Origin of the sequence: Pseudomonas sp. P9_35 (assembly GCF_034008205.1) — a bacterium.
Classification (GTDB): Bacteria; Pseudomonadota; Gammaproteobacteria; order Pseudomonadales; family Pseudomonadaceae; genus Aquipseudomonas; species Aquipseudomonas kilonensis.
The window spans coordinates 6,021,661-6,039,152 of the sequence record NZ_CP125373.1 but is presented as its reverse complement, the minus strand read 5'-3'; the positions used below and the strand labels follow the sequence as shown (position 1 = coordinate 6,039,152).

Annotated in this window: 15 protein-coding genes; 11 read left to right on the top strand and 4 right to left on the bottom strand. The window is 61.5% G+C overall.

Going from position 1 to position 17,492, the window contains the following annotated elements:
* Positions 1 to 87 precede the first annotated feature (87 nt).
* The 11 genes from bioB to QMK47_RS26885 all read left to right on the top strand — a co-directional run bounded on the left by bioB (position 88) and on the right by QMK47_RS26885 (position 13,214).
* Positions 88 to 1,143, top strand: coding sequence for a biotin synthase BioB (bioB, locus tag QMK47_RS26935; RefSeq protein WP_063324077.1), 1,056 nt, complete (start codon positions 88 to 90; stop codon positions 1,141 to 1,143).
* Between the two features lie 162 nt (positions 1,144 to 1,305).
* A complete protein-coding gene (gene bioF, locus QMK47_RS26930) occupies positions 1,306 to 2,484 on the top strand; it encodes an 8-amino-7-oxononanoate synthase (RefSeq protein ID WP_253469998.1) in 1,179 nt (392 codons plus the stop codon).
* Positions 2,477 to 3,208: an alpha/beta fold hydrolase gene (locus QMK47_RS26925; RefSeq protein WP_253469995.1), complete on the top strand. Its 732-nt coding sequence runs from the start codon at positions 2,477 to 2,479 to the stop codon at positions 3,206 to 3,208. The genes bioF and QMK47_RS26925 overlap by 8 nt, the downstream gene beginning before the upstream one ends.
* Positions 3,201 to 4,013, top strand: a complete 813-nt coding sequence (bioC, locus tag QMK47_RS26920; RefSeq protein WP_320389546.1) for a malonyl-ACP O-methyltransferase BioC — start codon at positions 3,201 to 3,203, stop codon at positions 4,011 to 4,013. Before QMK47_RS26925 ends, bioC begins: the two co-directional genes overlap by 8 nt.
* Entirely contained in the window at positions 4,010 to 4,690 is a 681-nt protein-coding gene (gene bioD / locus QMK47_RS26915) for a dethiobiotin synthase (RefSeq protein ID WP_253469991.1), read from the top strand. Before bioC ends, bioD begins: the two co-directional genes overlap by 4 nt.
* 121 nt (positions 4,691 to 4,811) lie before the next feature.
* Positions 4,812 to 5,108, top strand: a complete 297-nt coding sequence (locus QMK47_RS26910; protein WP_214509874.1) for a pyrroloquinoline quinone biosynthesis protein PqqE — start codon at positions 4,812 to 4,814, stop codon at positions 5,106 to 5,108.
* A 276-nt stretch (positions 5,109 to 5,384) separates the two neighbouring features.
* Positions 5,385 to 7,190: a phenylacyl-CoA dehydrogenase gene (locus QMK47_RS26905; RefSeq protein WP_253469988.1), complete on the top strand. Its 1,806-nt coding sequence runs from the start codon at positions 5,385 to 5,387 to the stop codon at positions 7,188 to 7,190.
* Between the two features lie 347 nt (positions 7,191 to 7,537).
* Positions 7,538 to 8,827 (top strand): GGDEF domain-containing protein, encoded by a 1,290-nt coding sequence (locus QMK47_RS26900; RefSeq protein ID WP_253469985.1) that lies wholly within the window; start codon positions 7,538 to 7,540, stop codon positions 8,825 to 8,827.
* Between the two features lie 91 nt (positions 8,828 to 8,918).
* Positions 8,919 to 10,715, top strand: coding sequence for an acyl-CoA dehydrogenase C-terminal domain-containing protein (locus QMK47_RS26895; RefSeq protein ID WP_253469982.1), 1,797 nt, complete (start codon positions 8,919 to 8,921; stop codon positions 10,713 to 10,715).
* A gap of 217 nt (positions 10,716 to 10,932) precedes the next feature.
* Positions 10,933 to 12,711, top strand: a complete 1,779-nt coding sequence (locus QMK47_RS26890) for an acyl-CoA dehydrogenase C-terminal domain-containing protein (protein WP_258689550.1) — start codon at positions 10,933 to 10,935, stop codon at positions 12,709 to 12,711.
* Between the two features lie 344 nt (positions 12,712 to 13,055).
* Positions 13,056 to 13,214, top strand: a complete 159-nt coding sequence (locus tag QMK47_RS26885; protein WP_003177654.1) for a YqaE/Pmp3 family membrane protein — start codon at positions 13,056 to 13,058, stop codon at positions 13,212 to 13,214.
* 142 nt (positions 13,215 to 13,356) lie between these two features.
* Here QMK47_RS26885 and QMK47_RS26880 read toward each other — a convergent pair whose 3' ends face one another.
* The 4 genes from QMK47_RS26880 to pqqC are packed head-to-tail and all read right to left on the bottom strand — an operon-like array spanning position 13,357 to position 17,317.
* Positions 13,357 to 15,186 (bottom strand): S9 family peptidase, encoded by a 1,830-nt coding sequence (locus QMK47_RS26880; protein WP_320389545.1) that lies wholly within the window; start codon positions 15,184 to 15,186, stop codon positions 13,357 to 13,359.
* A complete protein-coding gene (gene pqqE, locus QMK47_RS26875; protein WP_320389544.1) occupies positions 15,152 to 16,321 on the bottom strand; it encodes a pyrroloquinoline quinone biosynthesis protein PqqE in 1,170 nt (389 codons plus the stop codon). The genes QMK47_RS26880 and pqqE overlap by 35 nt, the downstream gene beginning before the upstream one ends.
* A complete protein-coding gene (pqqD, locus tag QMK47_RS26870) occupies positions 16,293 to 16,568 on the bottom strand; it encodes a pyrroloquinoline quinone biosynthesis peptide chaperone PqqD (RefSeq protein ID WP_320389543.1) in 276 nt (91 codons plus the stop codon). The genes pqqE and pqqD overlap by 29 nt, the downstream gene beginning before the upstream one ends.
* On the bottom strand, positions 16,565 to 17,317 hold the full coding sequence (gene pqqC, locus QMK47_RS26865; protein WP_253469969.1) for a pyrroloquinoline-quinone synthase PqqC: 753 nt from the start codon (positions 17,315 to 17,317) through the stop codon (positions 16,565 to 16,567). The genes pqqD and pqqC overlap by 4 nt, the downstream gene beginning before the upstream one ends.
* Between the last annotated feature and the right edge of the window lie 175 nt (positions 17,318 to 17,492).

The window sequence follows — 17,492 nt, the reverse complement described above, 5'->3', positions numbered from 1 at the left end:
TCTTCCTTAAATATGCCGAACATCCGTGTCGCGCCTGTGGGTATTCCATGCCCCAGGCGCCAGCCAAGCATAATCAAGGAAATGCCCATGAGCGCCAGCACCACTGCCAACCTGCGTCATGACTGGTCTTTGGCCGAAGTCAAAGCACTCTTCGTCCAGCCATTCAATGACCTGCTGTTCCAGGCGCAGACCGTGCACCGCGCGCACTTCGACGCCAACCGCGTCCAGGTTTCCACGTTGCTGTCGATCAAGACCGGCGCGTGCCCGGAAGATTGCAAATATTGTCCGCAGTCCGGTCACTACAACACCGGCCTGGATAAAGAGAAATTGCTCGAAGTGCAGAAGGTCCTCGAAGAGGCTGCACGGGCCAAGGCCATCGGTTCGACCCGTTTCTGCATGGGCGCGGCCTGGAAGCATCCGTCGGCCAAGGACATGCCGTATGTGCTGGAAATGGTCAAGGGTGTGAAGGCCATGGGGCTGGAAACCTGCATGACCCTGGGCCGCCTCGACCAGGAACAGACCGAAGCGCTGGCCCAGGCCGGCCTGGACTACTACAACCACAACCTTGACACCTCGCCGGAGTTCTACGGCAGCATCATCACCACCCGCACCTACAGCGAGCGCCTGCAAACCCTGGCCTATGTACGTGATTCGGGGATGAAGATCTGCTCCGGCGGCATCCTCGGCATGGGCGAGTCCCTGGACGACCGCGCGAACCTGCTGATCCAACTGGCGAACCTGCCGGAGCACCCGGAATCGGTGCCGATCAACATGTTGGTCAAAGTCGCCGGCACGCCGTTGGAGAATGCCGAGGACGTCGATCCATTCGATTTCATCCGCATGCTCGCCGTGGCGCGGATCATGATGCCCCAGTCCCATGTGCGCCTGTCCGCCGGCCGTGAAGCGATGAACGAGCAAATGCAGTCCCTGGCGTTCCTGGCCGGTGCGAACTCGATTTTCTACGGCGACAAGCTGTTGACCACCGCCAACCCGCAAGCCGACAAGGACATGCAGTTGTTCGCACGCCTGGGCATCCAGCCCGAAGCCCGCGAAGAACATGCCGACGAAGTGCACCAGGCGGCGATTGAACAGGCGCTGGTGGAGCAGAAGAGCAGCGAGCAGTTCTATAACGCCGCTGTTTGACCACTCACCGATTCCCGGATTGGAATGCAAGACCCTGTGGGAGCGAGCTTGCTCGCGATGACGGTATAACAGCCGACAGAAATGTTGAATGTAATGGCCTCATCGCGAGCAAGCTCGCTCCCACAAGGGGCTTTGGCCAGTCTTTAAACAGTTGAGGCCTGCATGCCCTTCGATCTCGCCGCACGCCTGGCTGCCCGTCGTGCCGACAACCTCTATCGCCAGCGCCCGCTGCTCGAAAGCCCGCAGGGCCCGGAAGTGGTGGTGGACGGCCAGCCGTTGCTGGCGTTCTGCAACAACGATTACCTGGGCCTGGCCAATCACCCGCAAGTGATCGAAGCCTGGCGCGCCGGGGCGCTCCGTTGGGGTGTCGGTGGTGGCGCCTCCCATTTGGTGATCGGCCACAGCAGTCCTCATCACGCCCTGGAGGAAGCCTTGGCCGACCTGACCGGCCGTCCACGGGCGTTGCTGTTCACCACCGGCTACATGGCCAACCTCGGCGCGGTCACCGCGCTGGTGGGGCAGGGCGACACGGTGCTGGAAGACCGCCTCAACCATGCTTCGCTGCTCGATGCCGGGCTGTTGTCCGGTGCGCGTTTCAACCGTTACCTGCACAACGATGCCCAGAGTTTGGCCAGCCGCCTGGAGAAAGCCACCGGCAATACCCTGGTGGTCACCGACGGCGTGTTCAGCATGGACGGCGACATTGCCGACCTGCCGGCCCTGGCTCGTGAAGCCAAGGCCAAGGGCGCCTGGCTGATGGTCGACGATGCCCACGGCTTCGGTCCACTGGGGGCCCATGGCGGCGGTATCGTCGAGCATTTTGGCTTGAGCCAGGATGACGTGCCGGTGCTGGTGGGCACCCTGGGCAAGGCCTTTGGCACCGCCGGGGCTTTTGTCGCCGGCAGTGAAGAACTGATCGAAAGCCTGATCCAGTTCGCTCGCCCCTACATCTACACCACCAGCCAACCGCCGGCCCTGGCCTGCGCCACGCTCAAGAGCCTTGAGCTGCTGCGCAGCGAGCATTGGCGGCGCGAGCACTTGCAGGTACTGATTCGTCAGTTCCGCCACGGCGCCGAGCAGATCGGCCTGCAATTGATGGACAGCTTCACGCCGATCCAGCCGATCCTGATTGGCGATGCGGGACGGGCCATGCGTTTGTCGCAAATGCTGCGTGAGCGCGGGCTGATGGTTACGGCGATCCGCCCACCCACCGTACCGGCCGGCAGCGCCCGTTTGCGCGTGACCCTGACCGCCGCCCACAGCGAGGCTCAGGTGCAGCTGTTGTTGAATGCACTGGCCGAGTGTTTTGCCCTGTTGGGACCGGAGCCAAGCGATGCGTGATCGACTGATATTGCTGCCGGGCTGGGGCTTGGGAGTTTCACCGCTGGAGCCGCTGGCGGCGGCGTTGCAAGGGCTCGACGAACACTTGCGGGTGGAAATCGAACCCTTGCCGGCGCTGCTATCGAACGATCCGGATGAGTGGCTCGAAGAATTGGACGCCACCGTGCCCCAGGACGCCTGGCTGGGCGGTTGGTCCCTGGGCGGCATGCTGGCTTCGGCGCTGGCGGCGCGTCGGGGTGAGCGCTGCTGCGGCTTGCTGACCCTGGCGAGCAATCCGTCCTTTGTCGCCCATGAGAAATGGCCGAGCGCGATGGATGGAGAAACCTTCGATGGTTTTCTCGCCGGCTGTGCGGCCGACCCACGCCAGACCCTCAAGCGCTTCAGTTTGTTGTGTGCCCAGGGTTGCAGCGACCCACGCGGGTTGTCGCGGTTGTTGTTGGCCGGGGCGCCGAGTACTTCACCCGAGGTCTTGATGGCTGGGCTTGAAGTGCTGGCGCAACTGGACACACGCGCCGCGTTGCAGCGCTTTCGCGGCCCGCAACTGCATTTGTTTGCCGGGCTTGACGCCCTGGTACCGGCCGAAGCCGCGGGTGAATTGCTGGTCTTGTTGCCGGATGTCGAAATCGGCCTGATCGAACAGGCCGGCCACGGATTCCTTCTGGAAGACCCGCACGGTGTCGCGGCGGCGATCCAGGCTTTTTTGCATGAGTCCGGTGATGACTGATTTGTCTCTTCCCCCATTGCCCGGTGCCTTGCCTGACAAGCGCCAGGTAGCGGCTTCGTTTTCCCGTGCAGCGACCAGTTACGACAGCGTGGCCGAACTGCAACGCGACGTGGGCCAGCAATTGCTCGGGCGCTTGCCGTCCTCATTCATGCCGCAACGTTGGTTGGACCTGGGCTGCGGCACCGGTTATTTCACCCGGGCGCTGGGCGCGCGTTTCGGTGAGACAAACGGACTGGCACTGGATATCGCCGAAGGCATGCTCAACCATGCGCGTCCCCAAGGTGGCGCGGCACATTTTGTCGCTGGTGATGCTGAGCGGTTGCCTTTGCAAGCGGCGAGCTGTGACCTGGTGTTCTCCAGCCTGGCGGTGCAGTGGTGTGCGGATTTTGCCGCGGTGCTGAGCGAGGCCCATCGTGTGTTGAAACCGGGTGGGGTGTTTGCCTTCACCAGCCTCTGCGTAGGCACTTTGTACGAATTGCGCGACAGTTGGCGTCAGGTGGATGGCTTGGTACACGTCAACCGTTTCCGTGGGTTCGAGACGTATCAACACCTTTGCACGGACAGTGGGCTGAATGTCGTCAGTCTGGAAAACCGTCCCCATGTGTTGCATTACCCCGACGTGCGCAGTCTGACTCACGAATTGAAAGCCTTGGGCGCCCACAATCTGAACCCCGGTCGCCCCGGCGGCTTGACCGGCAGGGCGCGGATCCTGGCGCTGGTTGAAGCCTACGAGCAGTTTCGTCAGGCGCAGGGACTGCCGGCGACTTACCAGGTGGTCTACGCCGTTTTGGAGAAACCGCTATGAGCCAGGCCTATTTCATTGCCGGCACTGACACCGACGTGGGCAAGACCACCGTCGCGGCAGGCCTGCTGCACGCCGCGCGACAGGCCGGTATGAGCACCGCCGCCGGCAAGCCCGTGGCCTCCGGTTGCGAGGTCACGCCCAAGGGCCTGCGCAATGCCGATGCCCTGGCGCTGCTGGCCGAGTGCTCGGTGCCGCTTGAGTATGCCCAGGTCAATCCGCTGGCATTCGAGCCGGCCATCGCGCCGCACCTGGCCGCCCGGGAAGCCGGCGTGGCGCTGACGGTGCAATCCTTGCTGGGGCCGATGCGTGAGGTGCTGGCCCTGGAGGCCGATTTCACCTTGATAGAGGGCGCGGGCGGCTGGCGTGTGCCGTTGGCCAATCAGGATAATCTTTCGGACCTGGCAATGGCCCTGGGCCTGCCGGTGATCCTGGTGGTGGGCGTGCGCCTGGGGTGCATCAGCCATGCGCTGCTGACCGCCGAGGCCATCGCCCGGGACGGCCTGCAACTGGCCGGTTGGGTGGCGAATATCATCGACCCCAAGACCTCGCGCCTGGAAGAAAACCTCGCCACCCTGGCCGAACGCCTCCCGGCGCCTTGCCTGGGGCGAGTACCGAGGGTCAAAGGCATCACTGCCGATATCGTGGCCGCGCATCTGCACCTGGATCTGCTGGATTAATCATCCAAGGGAAGGTTTTCACTATGACAAGGCACTGTGCCATTAGTGTTTTTGTCGGGCCTTTTCCTTGGGGTTCTGCTTCAATGGCCATTGTCGACCCTTCAAGAAGACGAGCTCTGCCATGGAAATCTCAGGAAGTACCGCGTTCTATGCCGGTCTGAGCACGATTCAGACAGGGCAGAACCGTGTCGATCAGGCCTCCAGCCAGATCGCCAACAATACGATCGAGCGTTCGGTCACCAGCCAGTCGTCCGAAGTCCAGGTTGATCGCCTGCGGTCAGTGGATCGTAGTCAGCAGTCGGACCTGGCCAGTAACATGGTTGAACTGTCCCAAGGCAAGTTCCAGGTGCAACTGGGTGTTAACGTCGCCAAGGCATCCGACGAAATGCTTGGTACGTTGATCGATACCTTCGCCTGATCCTGCCCTTCAGATTTACGAAAACGCCGCGATTATTCGCGGCGTTCTTGTCTCTAACGTCTTATTGCTCAACTAATCTTTTCCTACGCGCATCGCGGATTCTTCAGAGCGATGGATTTCCCGTGTCCGACATTTTTCTCAGGCTGATGACGAACGGCAAAAGATCGGCGCTTGACAAGATTTGGGCGTAAACGTATGTTTCAAACAACTGTTTGACCGCTACAACAAATCCACGCGGTCGTTCATTCCCGGTTACATCAGCAGAGGTTTATCGCTATGCCTGACTACAAGGCCCCCTTGCGTGATATTCGCTTCGTTCGTGACGAACTGCTTGGCTATGAAGCGCATTATCAGAGCCTTCCGGCTTGCCAGGACGCAACTCCGGACATGGTTGACGCCATTCTCGAAGAAGGCGCCAAGTTTTGTGAGCAGGTGCTGGCGCCGCTGAACCGCGTGGGCGACATCGAAGGTTGCACCTGGAGCGAGTCCGGGGTGAAGACCCCGACGGGTTTCAAGGAAGCCTACAAGCAATTCGTCGAAGGCGGCTGGCCAAGCCTGGCCCACGACGTCGAGCACGGTGGTCAAGGCCTGCCGGAATCCCTGGGCCTGGCGGTCAGCGAGATGGTCGGTGAAGCCAACTGGTCGTGGGGCATGTACCCGGGCCTGTCCCATGGCGCGATGAACACGATTTCCGAGCACGGTACGCCCGAACAGCAAGAGGCTTACCTGACCAAGCTGGTTTCCGGCGAATGGACCGGCACCATGTGCCTGACCGAACCACACTGCGGCACCGACCTGGGCATGCTGCGCACCAAGGCCGAGCCTCAGGCCGACGGTTCCTACAAGGTTTCCGGTACGAAGATCTTCATTTCGGCCGGCGAACACGACATGGCCGACAACATCGTCCACATTGTGCTGGCGCGCCTGCCGGACGCACCGGCTGGCACCAAGGGCATTTCGCTGTTCATCGTTCCCAAGTTCCTGCCTAACGCCGACGGCTCCATCGGCCAGCGCAACGCGGTGAGCTGCGGTTCCCTGGAACACAAGATGGGCATCCACGGCAACGCCACCTGCGTGATGAACTTCGACGCGGCCACCGGTTACCTGATCGGCCCGGCGAACAAAGGCCTGAACTGCATGTTCACCTTCATGAACACCGCACGCCTGGGTACCGCACTGCAAGGCCTGGCCCACGCCGAGATCGGTTTCCAGGGCGGCCTGAAATATGCCCGCGATCGTTTGCAAATGCGTTCCCTGACTGGCCCGAAAGCGCCAGACAAGGCCGCTGACCCGATCATCGTTCACCCTGACGTGCGTCGCATGCTGCTGACCATGAAGGCTTTCGCCGAGGGTAACCGAGCGATGGTCTACTTCACCGCCAAGCAGGTCGACATCGTCAAGTACGGCGTGGATGAAGAAGAGAAGAAAAAGGCCGATGCACTGCTGGCATTCATGACGCCGATCGCCAAGGCCTTCATGACCGAAGTCGGCTTCGAATCGGCCAACCACGGCGTGCAGATCTATGGCGGCCACGGCTTCATCGCCGAGTGGGGCATGGAGCAGAACGTTCGCGACAGCCGTATCTCGATGCTGTACGAAGGCACCACCGGCATCCAGGCCCTCGACTTGCTGGGCCGTAAAGTGCTGATGACCCAGGGCGAGGCACTCAAGGGCTTCACCAAGATCGTCCACAAGTTCTGCCAGGGCAACGAAGGCAACGACGCGATCAAGGAGTTCGTAGAACCCCTGGTTGCGCTGAACAAGGAATGGGGCGAGCTGACCATGAAGGTCGGTATGGCGGCCATGAAGGATCGCGAAGAAGTCGGCGCGGCATCGGTGGACTACCTGATGTACTCCGGTTACGCCTGCCTGGCCTATTTCTGGGCCGACATGGCGCGCCTTGCGGCGGAAAAACTCGCAGCCGGCACCACTGAAGAAGCCTTCTACACCGCCAAGCTGCAGACCGCGCGCTTCTACTTCCAGCGCATCCTGCCGCGTACCCGTACCCACGTGGCAACCATGCTGTCGGGCGCCAACAACCTGATGGACATGAAGGAAGAGGACTTCGCGCTGGGCTACTAAGCCTCACGCGGTTCTTCCAAAAGCCGCTGCTTCTTCGGGAGCAGCGGCTTTTTCATGTCTGCCACAAAATCTGTATCCACCGCAGGCCCTTGTGGGAGCGAGCTTGCTCGCGATGGCGTTTGTTCAGTCAGCACCTTCATGGCTGACGCACCGCTATCGCGAGCAAGCTCGCTCCCGCAGGGATCAACTAGGATCCTGAAACAATATTCATCCAACTCGACCCTAAGAAAACCGCCCCCTCTGCCGTTACAGCGATGGCAGTGTGACATCTGTCATATCTCGCGTGCCTTACTGCTCCTGTTGCGGGCACAATGCCATCTTTGATTAGCCGGGTCGGAGCTTTACCCTTGCCGCGTTCTTCCGCTGTACGTTTCAGCCATTTCCTACCGTCATTGCTGCTGTTGCTGGCGGGGCTTGCGGCTGCCTACGTCAAGGATCTCAACGTTTTCTTCACCTCGCTGTTCAACGTGCTCCCCACGTTGGTGTTGTTGCTGGGCGGGGCGTATTGCGCGGTCTACCGACGTCAACGTGAACTGTTCCTGATGGTCACGGTGTACATCGCCTATTTCCTGCTGGACACCCAGACTGACTTCTATCGCGATAACGGCAAGGTGCGCGAAGACGCGGCGGTGGTGTTCCATCTCGTTTGCTTGTTGTTGCCGCTGTTGTTCGGGGTGTTCGCCGCGTGGCAGGAGCGCACGCACTTGTTTCAGGACATGGTGGCGCGGTTCGCGGTGTTGCTGGTCTTTGGCAGCGTGGCGCTGGCCCTGGAGCAGAGTTTTCCCCAAGCCTTGCTGTTGTGGCTTTCGGAGATCCGCTGGCCGGCGTTGCACGGCGCCTGGATGAGCTTGATCCAATTGTCTTACCCGATGTTCGCCGCCGCGTTCCTGCTGCTGGCCTGGCAATATTGGCGCAACCCCCGGCCACTGCATGCTGCGCAATTGGTGGGGGTGCTGGGGTTGTTCTGGATGTTGCCGAAAACCTTCATCCTGCCGTTCACCCTGAACATCATGTGCAGCCAGGTGATGTTGATGATCGCCGCGGCGGTCGCCCATGAGGCCTATCAAATGGCCTTCCGTGACGAACTCACCGGCCTGCCAGGCCGTCGGGCACTGAACGAACGCATGCAGCGCCTGGGGCGCAACTATGTGTTGGCGATGAGCGATGTGGACCACTTCAAGAAATTCAACGACACCCACGGCCACGATGTGGGTGACCAGGTCCTGCGCCTGGTGGCCAGCAAATTATCGAAAATCGGCGGTGGCGGTAGGGCGTATCGCTACGGCGGTGAGGAATTTGCCCTGGTGTTCGCAGGCAAGACCATCGACGAGTGCATGCCCCATTTGGAAGTCATCCGCCAGTCCATCGAGACGTACGCCATCCAACTGCGCAACCCCGACAGTCGTCCCCAGGACGACCAACAAGGCCGTCAGCGCCGTTCTGGCGCCGGTGCGTCCAGCGTCTCGGTGACGGTCAGCATCGGCGTCGCGGAGCGCCTCGAGCAACGCACGCCTGAAGAAGTGCTCAAGTCCGCCGACCAGGCGCTGTATAACGCCAAGGGCGCGGGGCGTAACTGTGTGGTTGCCTTCGGCCAGAACCGCCGCGGCGCGGTGCGCATGGAAGCCGCCGCGGGTTGAGTGATGACGGCGCATTCAGCGTCTGGACTGTGATTGTGAGCCTGGGTGGCCGGCAGTAGGTTGCAACGATCTGCTACCGGAGAAAACCACCATGCCCGAGTACAAAGCCCCGCTGCGTGACATGCGCTTTCTGATCGATCACGTCTTCGATTTCCATGGCCGTTATGCCGAACTGGGCGCCAGCGATGCCAGCCCGGACATGGTTAGCGCGATCCTCGAAGAAGGTGCCAGGTTCTGTGAGAACGTGCTGGCGCCGCTCAATCGCTCCGGTGACGAAGAAGGTTGCCATTTCGACAACGGCGTAGTCACCACGCCGACAGGCTTCAAGCAGGCTTTCGCACAATACGTGGAGGGCGGCTGGCATGGGCTGGCGGCGGACCCGGCGTATGGCGGCCAGGGCCTGCCCAGCTCCCTGGGCCTGGTCATCAGCGAGATGATCGGCTCCAGCAACACGTCCTGGGGCATGTACCCGGGCCTGACTCACGGCGCCATGTCGGCGATCCATGCCCACGGCACGGCAGAACAGAAACAGACCTACCTGAGTAAACTCACCGCCGGCCAGTGGACCGGCACCATGTGCCTGACCGAAGCCCACTGTGGCACCGACCTGGGCATCATCAAGACCCGCGCCGTGCCCCAGGCCGACGGCAGCCATGCGATCTCCGGCAGCAAGATCTTCATTTCCGCCGGCGAACACGACATGAGCGATAACATCATCCACCTGGTGCTGGCCAAGTTGCCGGACGCCCCCGCCGGGACCAAAGGCATCTCGTTGTTCATCGTGCCCAAGTTCCTGCCCGACGCCAGGGGTGAGGCCGGGCCGCGCAATGGCGTGTCCTGTGGTTCGATCGAACACAAGATGGGCATCAAGGCATCGGCCACCTGCGTGCTGAATTTCGACGGGGCCAAGGGGTTCCTGATCGGCGAGCCGAACAAGGGCCTCAATTGCATGTTCACCATGATGAACCACGCCCGGCTCGGCACCGGCATGCAGGGCCTGTGTCTGGGCGAGGCGAGCTTCCAGGGCGCCATCAAATACGCCAACGACCGTTTGCAGATGCGCGCGCTGACCGGCCCCAAGGCGCCGGAAAAGGTCGCCGACCCGATCATCGTCCATCCCGATGTACGCAGGATGTTGCTGACCATGAAAGCCTTCAACGAAGGCAATCGGGCGCTGACGTATTTCACCGCGCAATTGCTCGATACCGCGCACCTGAGCCCGGACGAAACCGCCCGCCAGGAGGCCGAGGACCTGCTGGCGTTCCTCACCCCGATCTGCAAGGCCTTCATGACCGACACCGGGCTGGAGGTGACCAACCACGGCATGCAAGTGTTTGGCGGTCACGGCTTCATTCGTGAGTGGGGCATGGAGCAGTTGGTGCGAGATTGCCGCATCGCGCCGATCTACGAGGGCACCAATGGCATCCAGGCCCTGGATCTGCTGGGGCGCAAGGTGCTGGGCAGCCAGGGCAAGTTGTTGCGCGGTTTTACCCGGATCGTCCACAAATTCTGCGCCGCGAATGCCGGACATCCGCAGCTCAAGGATTACGTCGAGCAACTCGACGGGCTCAACCAGCAGTGGGGCGAACTGACCACCCGGGTCGGCATGGCTGCCATGAAGAATCCCGATGAAGTGGGGGCCGCCTCCGTGGATTACCTGATGTACAGCGGCTACATCATCCTGGCCTACCTGTGGTTGCGCATGGCCTTGGTGGCCCAGGCGCAACTCGACAGTGGCCAGGGTGATGGGGATTTCTGCCGGGGCAAGTTGGCGACGTGTGAGTTTTACTTCAAGCGCCTGTTGCCGCGCACGACCGCCCATCGGGCTGCCGTCGAGGCGGGGAGTGATTGCCTGATGAAGCTGCCGGCGGAGTTGTTTGCGCTTTGATAGAGGGAATGCCAAAGATCGCAGGCTTCGCCAGCTCCTACATTGAAATGCGTATTCTCTGTAGGAGCTGGCGAAGCCTGCGATCTTTCATGGTGACTAAAAATAACAAAACAGTCATGAGTTGACCCTATGTGTCGCAAAAGTTGTTGAGGTACACTCAGTCCATTGCGAAAACCGTCTTTTACGAACCAACTGTTTAGATCCTGCGAGGTTTGCCATGGCTGACTACAAAGCGCCCCTGCGCGATATGCGCTTCGTCCTCAATGAAGTGTTCGAGGTCGCGAAACTCTGGGCCCAATTGCCGGCGCTGGCCGACACCGTGGATGCCGAAACGGTCGAAGCGATCCTTGAAGAAGCCGGCAAAGTCACCAGCAAAAGCATCGCGCCCCTCAGCCGCGCCGCTGACGAAGAAGGTTGCCACTGGGCCGACGGCGCCGTCACCACGCCGGCAGGTTTCCCACAGGCCTACAAGACTTACGCTGAAGGTGGTTGGGTCGGTGTCGGCGGTGACCCGGTGTACGGTGGCATGGGCATGCCCAAGGCCGTTTCGGCCCAGGTCGAGGAAATGGTCAACTCCGCCAGCCTGTCCTTCGGTTTGTACCCGATGCTGACCGCCGGCGCCTGCCTGTCGATCAATGCCCACGCCAGCGAAGAACTGAAAGCGGCATACCTGCCGAACATGTACGCCGGCGTCTGGGCCGGTTCCATGTGCCTGACCGAGCCCCACGCCGGTACGGACCTGGGGATCATCCGCACCAAGGCCGAACCCCAGGCCGACGGTTCCTACAAGGTCAGCGGCACGAAGATTTTCATCACTGGCGGCGAACACGACCTCACCGAGAACATCATTCACCTGGTGCTGGCGAAACTGCCGGACGCGCCGGCAGGCCCCAAGGGCATCTCGCTGTTCCTGGTGCCCAAGTTCATGGTCAATGCCGACGGCAGCCTGGGCGCGCGCAACGCGGCCAACTGCGGCTCGATCGAACACAAGATGGGCATCCAGGCATCCGCCACCTGCGTGATGAACTTCGACGAAGCCGTGGGTTATCTGGTGGGCGAGCCGAACAAGGGCCTGGCGGCGATGTTCACCATGATGAACTACGAGCGCCTGGGCGTCGGTATCCAGGGCCTGGCCTCCGGTGAGCGTTCCTACCAGAACGCCATCGAATATGCCCGTGACCGCCTGCAAAGCCGCTCGCCAACCGGTGCGCAGAACAAGGACAAGGTCGCTGACCCGATCATCGTCCACCCCGACGTGCGTCGGATGCTGTTGACCATGAAGGCCTCGAACGAAGGCGGCCGGGCATTTTCCACCTACGTGGCGATGCAACTGGATACCGCCAAGTTCAGCGAAGACCCAGTCACGCGCAAGCGCGCCGAAGACCTGGTGGCATTGCTGACACCGGTGGCGAAGGCCTTCCTCACCGACCTGGGCCTGGAAACCACCGTCCATGGTCAACAGGTGTTCGGCGGCCACGGTTACATTCGTGAATGGGGCCAGGAGCAACTGGTGCGCGATGTGCGTATCACCCAGATCTACGAAGGCACCAACGGTATCCAGGCGCTGGACCTGGTGGGGCGCAAGATCGTCGGCAGCGGTGGTGCGTTCTACAAGTTGTTTGCCGATGAAATCCGTCACTTCACGGCCACCGCGAACAGCGATCTGGCGGAGTTCATCAAGCCGTTGAACAGCGCTGTCGACTCGCTGGACGAGTTGACCGACTGGCTGTTGGACCGGGCGAAAAGCAACCCGAATGAAATCGGCGCGGCCTCGGTGGAGTATCTCCAGGCGTTTGGCTACACCGCATATGCCTACATGTGGGCGCTGATGGCCAGGGCGGCCTTGGGCAAAGAAAGCCAGGATGATTTCTACGCGAGCAAACTGGGCACGGCGCGGTTCTATTTCGCCCGCCTGCTGCCGCGTATTCATTCCTTGAGCGCTTCGGTCAAGGCGGGCAGCGAGTCGCTGTTCCTGCTGGAAGCCGGCCAGTTCTGAAATCATGACGATGTGTAAGCATTAGCTTACACATCGTGCTGGCGTTTTCCCCCTATCGGCGAATTGGATCCAGGGCTAATCTAGCTTCCATGGATGTAGCGCAGGACGCGCAAAGTAACAACAAGGACACGTAGGATTCTGCCAGGACGGCAGAGTGAAATGGATGTCAGGGAAACAGTCTGCAAAGCCCCGCTTCGGCGGGGTTTTCTTTTGCCTGCGTTTTTTGTTCCTGGCAGGCGCCCTCCATCGGGGCTGCTTCTGGTTGCGTTTCACTGAACCCTGGCGAGCGGCCTGGGGTCAATGAGCTATATGGCAATTTGGCCATCGTCGATCAGGAGTCATCCATGGATTTCATTCGCATCATTATCGCCATCCTGCTGCCGCCACTGGGGGTGTTCCTGCAGGTCGGCTTCGGCGGGGCTTTCTGGCTGAATATCCTGCTGACGCTGCTGGGTTATATCCCTGGCATCGTGCATGCGGTGTACATCATCGCCAAGCGCTGAGAACCTGGCGCGAATTTAAAGATTTGTTGGGAGCCCTGTGGGAGCGAGCCTGCTCGCGATAGCGGTGTATCAGTCTATAGGGATGTTGACTGGACCATTGCTATCGCGAGCAGGCTCGCTCCCACATTGGTTTGGCATCTCCTTATGTGGGGCCATCCATCACCTTGCGATAGAACAACCACTCATGCTCCAGCGCATGGGCCTGGTTCGCGGCCTTGCGAAAACCGTGGCGCTCATCGGGATAGTAGTGCGCCTCGACCGCCACGCCGTTGGCCTGTAAAGCACTGACCATGTCGCGGGTTTGCTGCGGTACGACCACCACGTCCAGCTCGCCCTGGAAAAAGATCACCGGCACATGGATGTTCCCGGCGTGCAGCAGTGGGGTGCGGGCGTGGTAGCGTTCGACGTCCTGTTGCGGATCGCCGATCAGCCAGTCCAGATAATCACCTTCGAACTTGTGCGTAGCACGGGCCAGGGCGACAGGATCGCTCACGCCATAGAGGCTGGCGCCGGCCCGGAATACATCATGGAATGCCAGGGCACAGAGGGTCGTGTAGCCACCGGCACTGCCACCGCGAATGAACGCACGTCGGCCATCGACCAGGCCTTGTTCGTCCAGATACGCGACCACCGCGCAGGCGTCCTCGACATCCACCACGCCCCAATTCAGATGCAACGCCTGCCGATAGGCCCGGCCATAGCCGCTGCTGCCGCGGTAGTTGAGATCGGCGACGGCAAAGCCACGTTGGGTCCAATACTGGATACGCGGGTCGAACAAGGGATAACAGGCCGAGGTGGGGCCGCCGTGAATGAACACCACCAAGGGCGGCTTTGCGGGTGCGTTCATGGCCGGGTAAAAGAACCCGTGGGCCTCGCCTGACGCGGATGGATAGCGCAGGGTGCGAGGACGGCTGATCTGTTCGACGGGCAAGGGCGTGACGCCGCCGGCCAGCACGGCCACTTCGTGGTTATGCCGCTCAATGGTAATGACCGCCGATGGGCGGGTCGGCGAGGCTGCAACGGCGTAGATGAACCGCTCATCCAGCGCCAGGCTACGAAAGCGGGTGTAGGTGCCGGTGAAGTCCTCATCGGTATCGTCACCGTGGCACAGGCCCAGGCGCCCGAAACCCGCTTCGGTCCAACTGGCCAGATACCTGTGTTCGCCCAGCGGCAACCAGGTGCAGCCGCCCAGTTGCCACGGCGCTGGGGCGTGATCGGCTTGGGCGGCAGGCAGCGGTTCCAGGCCCTGGGCCGACTCCAGCCAAGGCTGCCAATAACCACCGCGATCAGTCAGGCAATAAAGACGACTGGCCGCATCGAAGCGCGGTTGCTGGATGGACTCTTCTTCACCGTTGCCCGCGACACAGCGCGGCGCACCCCAACCCGTAGCGTTGCGCTCGGCCAGCATCAAGCGCGTTGCGGTCCAGGGTTGATGCGGACGGCTCCACTCTATCCAGGCGAGCCGCTGACCGTCCGGGCTCACGGTGGGTGATGCGTAGAAATCTGCACCTTCGGCCAACAGATGTCGCTGATGACCCACCAGCCCGATCGACACCAGGCGATGCTGGTTGGCCTGTTCTTCCACCGCCAATACCTGGCCGTCGGCGAAGCTCAGATCCCCATAACGGCAGTCACCCGAGGTCAGCGCTACGGGGCGTTCGTCGTTCAGGGACTGGTGGTACAGCTGCTGGTCGGCCTCATTGACGAACAGCACACCGTCATGGCTCAGGCAGAATGATCCACCGCCATATTCATAGACCCGGCTGCGCGCGCTGAACCCGTCCGGTGTCAGGCAGCGAGGCATGGCGTCTTGCCAATGCCAGATCCGGCAGGCACCGTCTGCGGGGCGGTATTCATTCCAGAACAGGCCCAAAGGCCCGAGCTGCAGTTCGGCGAAGTCGGTGCCGGCGGCAACGGCCTGGGCGGCGCTGAAAGGCTCAGCCTTTGGTGATGAGGCGCGAGTTTCGTTCATTGCGAAAGGCCAATTGTTCGATGGTTTGCGTGGCGTGCTCGGCGTCTTCCCGCGCCTTGAGAATCACCCCGTGATGTTCGGACTTGCTGCACACCGGGTCGGCGTTGCTGGCGTCGCCTGTGAGCATGAACGCCTGGCAGCGGCAGCCGCCGAAGTCCTTTTCCTTTTCATCGCAGGAGCGGCACGGCTCGGGCATCCAGTCATAACCGCGGAAGCGGTTGAAGCCGAACGACTCGTACCAGATGTGCTGCATGCTGTGGTCGCGCACGTTGGGAAATTGCACCGGCAGCTGGCGGGCACCGTGACAGGGCAATGCCGTGCCGTCCGGCGTGACGGTGAGGAAAATGCTGCCCCAGCCGTTCATGCAGCCCTTGGGGCGTTCTTCATAGTAGTCCGGCGTGACGAAGATCAGCTTGCAGGGATTGCCTTGCGCTTGCAGCTTGGCGCGGTATTCGTTGGTGACACGCTCGGCGCGTACCAGTTGCTCCCGGGTGGGCAGCAGGCCGACGCGGTTGAGCTGCGCCCAGCCGTAGAACTGGCATGTGGCGAGCTCGACGAAGTCGGCTTCCAGGGCGATGCACAGCTCGATGATGCGATCGATCTTGTCGATGTTGTGCCGATGGGTCACGAAGTTCAGCACCATCGGATAGCCGTGGGCCTTCACCGCCCGGGCCATTTCCAGTTTTTGCGCGAAGGCTTTCTTCGAGCCGGCCAGGAGGTTGTTCACCTGTTCGTCGCTGGCCTGGAAGCTGATCTGGATATGGTCCAGGCCGGCCTTTTTGAAGTCGCTGATTTTCTGTTCGGTCAAGCCGATGCCAGAGGTGATCAGGTTGGTATAGAAACCCAGCTTGCGCGCCTCGCCGATCAACTCGGCGAGGTCCTGGCGCACCAACGGCTCGCCGCCGGAAAAACCCAGCTGTGCGGCGCCCATCTCGCGGGCTTCGCGAAAGACCTTGAACCATTGCTCGGTGCTCAGCTCCTTGCCTTGCTCGGCAAAGTCCAGCGGGTTGGAGCAGTACGGGCATTGCAGCGGGCAACGATAGGTCAGCTCCGCCAGCAACCACAGCGGCAAGCCGACTTCAGGCTTGGGCGGCAGACCGGTGCTCTCAGGCAAGTTCGATCCAGTGCTGTGCACGGGCGACCTCCATGAATTGCTCGATGTCGTCACCGAGTTCCGGCACGTCGGAAAACTGCTTCGCCAACTCGCCGATGATGGCCGCGACATCCCGTTCACCATCGATCAGGCCACCGATCAGCGCAGCGCTGTCGTTCAGCTTGATCATGCCTTCAGGATAGAGCAGCACGTGGCCTTTCTGGGCCGGTTCGTACTGGAAACGATAGCCGGGGCGCCAGCGCGGGGTTTTGCTGCGGTCGAAACTCATAAGGTGATCCCTTTGTGCCACACCCGTTGCCCGGTCACGCTGTGATAGGGCGGGCGGTTCAATTCGTAGGCCATGCTCATGGCATCGAGCATGCTCCAGAGGATGTCCAGCTTGAACTGGAGAATCTCCAGCATGCGCTCCTGACCTTGGCGGGTGGTGTAGTGCTGCAAAGTGATCGCCAGGCCATGTTCTACATCACGCCGGGCCTGGCCCAGGCGGGTGCGGAAGTACTCATAGCCGGTCGGGTCGATCCAGGGGTAATGCTGGGGCCAACTGTCCAGGCGCGACTGGTGGATCTGTGGGGCGAACAGTTCGGTCAACGAGCTGCTGGCGGCTTCCTGCCAGCAGGCCCGGCGGGCGAAGTTGACATAGGCATCCACGGCGAAACGCACACCGGGCAGCACCAACTCCTGGGAGCGCAGTTGATCGGGGTCCAGGCCCACCGCCTGGCCCAGCCGCAACCAGGCTTCGATGCCGCCGTCTTCGCCGGGAGCGCCGTCATGGTCGAGCAGGCGCTGGATCCACTCGCGGCGGATCTCCCGGTCAGGGCAGTTGGCCAGGATCGCGGCGTCCTTGAGCGGGATGTTCACTTGATAGTAGAAACGGTTCGCGACCCAGCCCTGGATCTGCTCGCGAGTCGCGCGGCCTTCATACATCGCCACGTGATACGGGTGATGGATGTGGTAATACGCGCCCTTGGCACGCAGGGCGGCTTCGAACTCGGCGGGGGACAGGGGGGTGTCAGTCATTTTGGTTCTCCGGGAAATGCCCGTGGGTTCTGTGGCGTCAGGGCTAGCCCCATCGTCGGATCGCCGCCCGGAGCAAGCTCGCTCCCACAGTAGTTCGAGTTGCATTGGATATCTGATTCACAGCAAAACCAGTGTGGGAGCGAGCTTGCTCGCGATGGGGCCTGTCCAGCTGGAT

Bases quoted from the DNA above. Each gene is read 5' to 3' on its own strand.
- QMK47_RS26905 (WP_253469988.1), top strand. From the start codon at position 5,385: ATGCCTGACTACAAGGCCCCCTTGCGTGATATTCGCTTCGTTCGTGAC.
- pqqD (WP_320389543.1), bottom strand. From the start codon at position 16,568: ATGAGTTTCGACCGCAGCAAAACCCCGCGCTGGCGCCCCGGCTATCGT.
- bioB (WP_063324077.1), top strand. From the start codon at position 88: ATGAGCGCCAGCACCACTGCCAACCTGCGTCATGACTGGTCTTTGGCC.
- QMK47_RS26910 (WP_214509874.1), top strand. From the start codon at position 4,812: ATGGAAATCTCAGGAAGTACCGCGTTCTATGCCGGTCTGAGCACGATT.
- QMK47_RS26890 (WP_258689550.1), top strand. From the start codon at position 10,933: ATGGCTGACTACAAAGCGCCCCTGCGCGATATGCGCTTCGTCCTCAAT.
- QMK47_RS26885 (WP_003177654.1), top strand. From the start codon at position 13,056: ATGGATTTCATTCGCATCATTATCGCCATCCTGCTGCCGCCACTGGGG.
- QMK47_RS26925 (WP_253469995.1), top strand. From the start codon at position 2,477: ATGCGTGATCGACTGATATTGCTGCCGGGCTGGGGCTTGGGAGTTTCA.
- QMK47_RS26895 (WP_253469982.1), top strand. From the start codon at position 8,919: ATGCCCGAGTACAAAGCCCCGCTGCGTGACATGCGCTTTCTGATCGAT.
- QMK47_RS26880 (WP_320389545.1), bottom strand. From the start codon at position 15,186: ATGAACGAAACTCGCGCCTCATCACCAAAGGCTGAGCCTTTCAGCGCC.
- bioD (WP_253469991.1), top strand. From the start codon at position 4,010: ATGAGCCAGGCCTATTTCATTGCCGGCACTGACACCGACGTGGGCAAG.
- pqqC (WP_253469969.1), bottom strand. From the start codon at position 17,317: ATGACTGACACCCCCCTGTCCCCCGCCGAGTTCGAAGCCGCCCTGCGT.
- bioF (WP_253469998.1), top strand. From the start codon at position 1,306: ATGCCCTTCGATCTCGCCGCACGCCTGGCTGCCCGTCGTGCCGACAAC.
- bioC (WP_320389546.1), top strand. From the start codon at position 3,201: ATGACTGATTTGTCTCTTCCCCCATTGCCCGGTGCCTTGCCTGACAAG.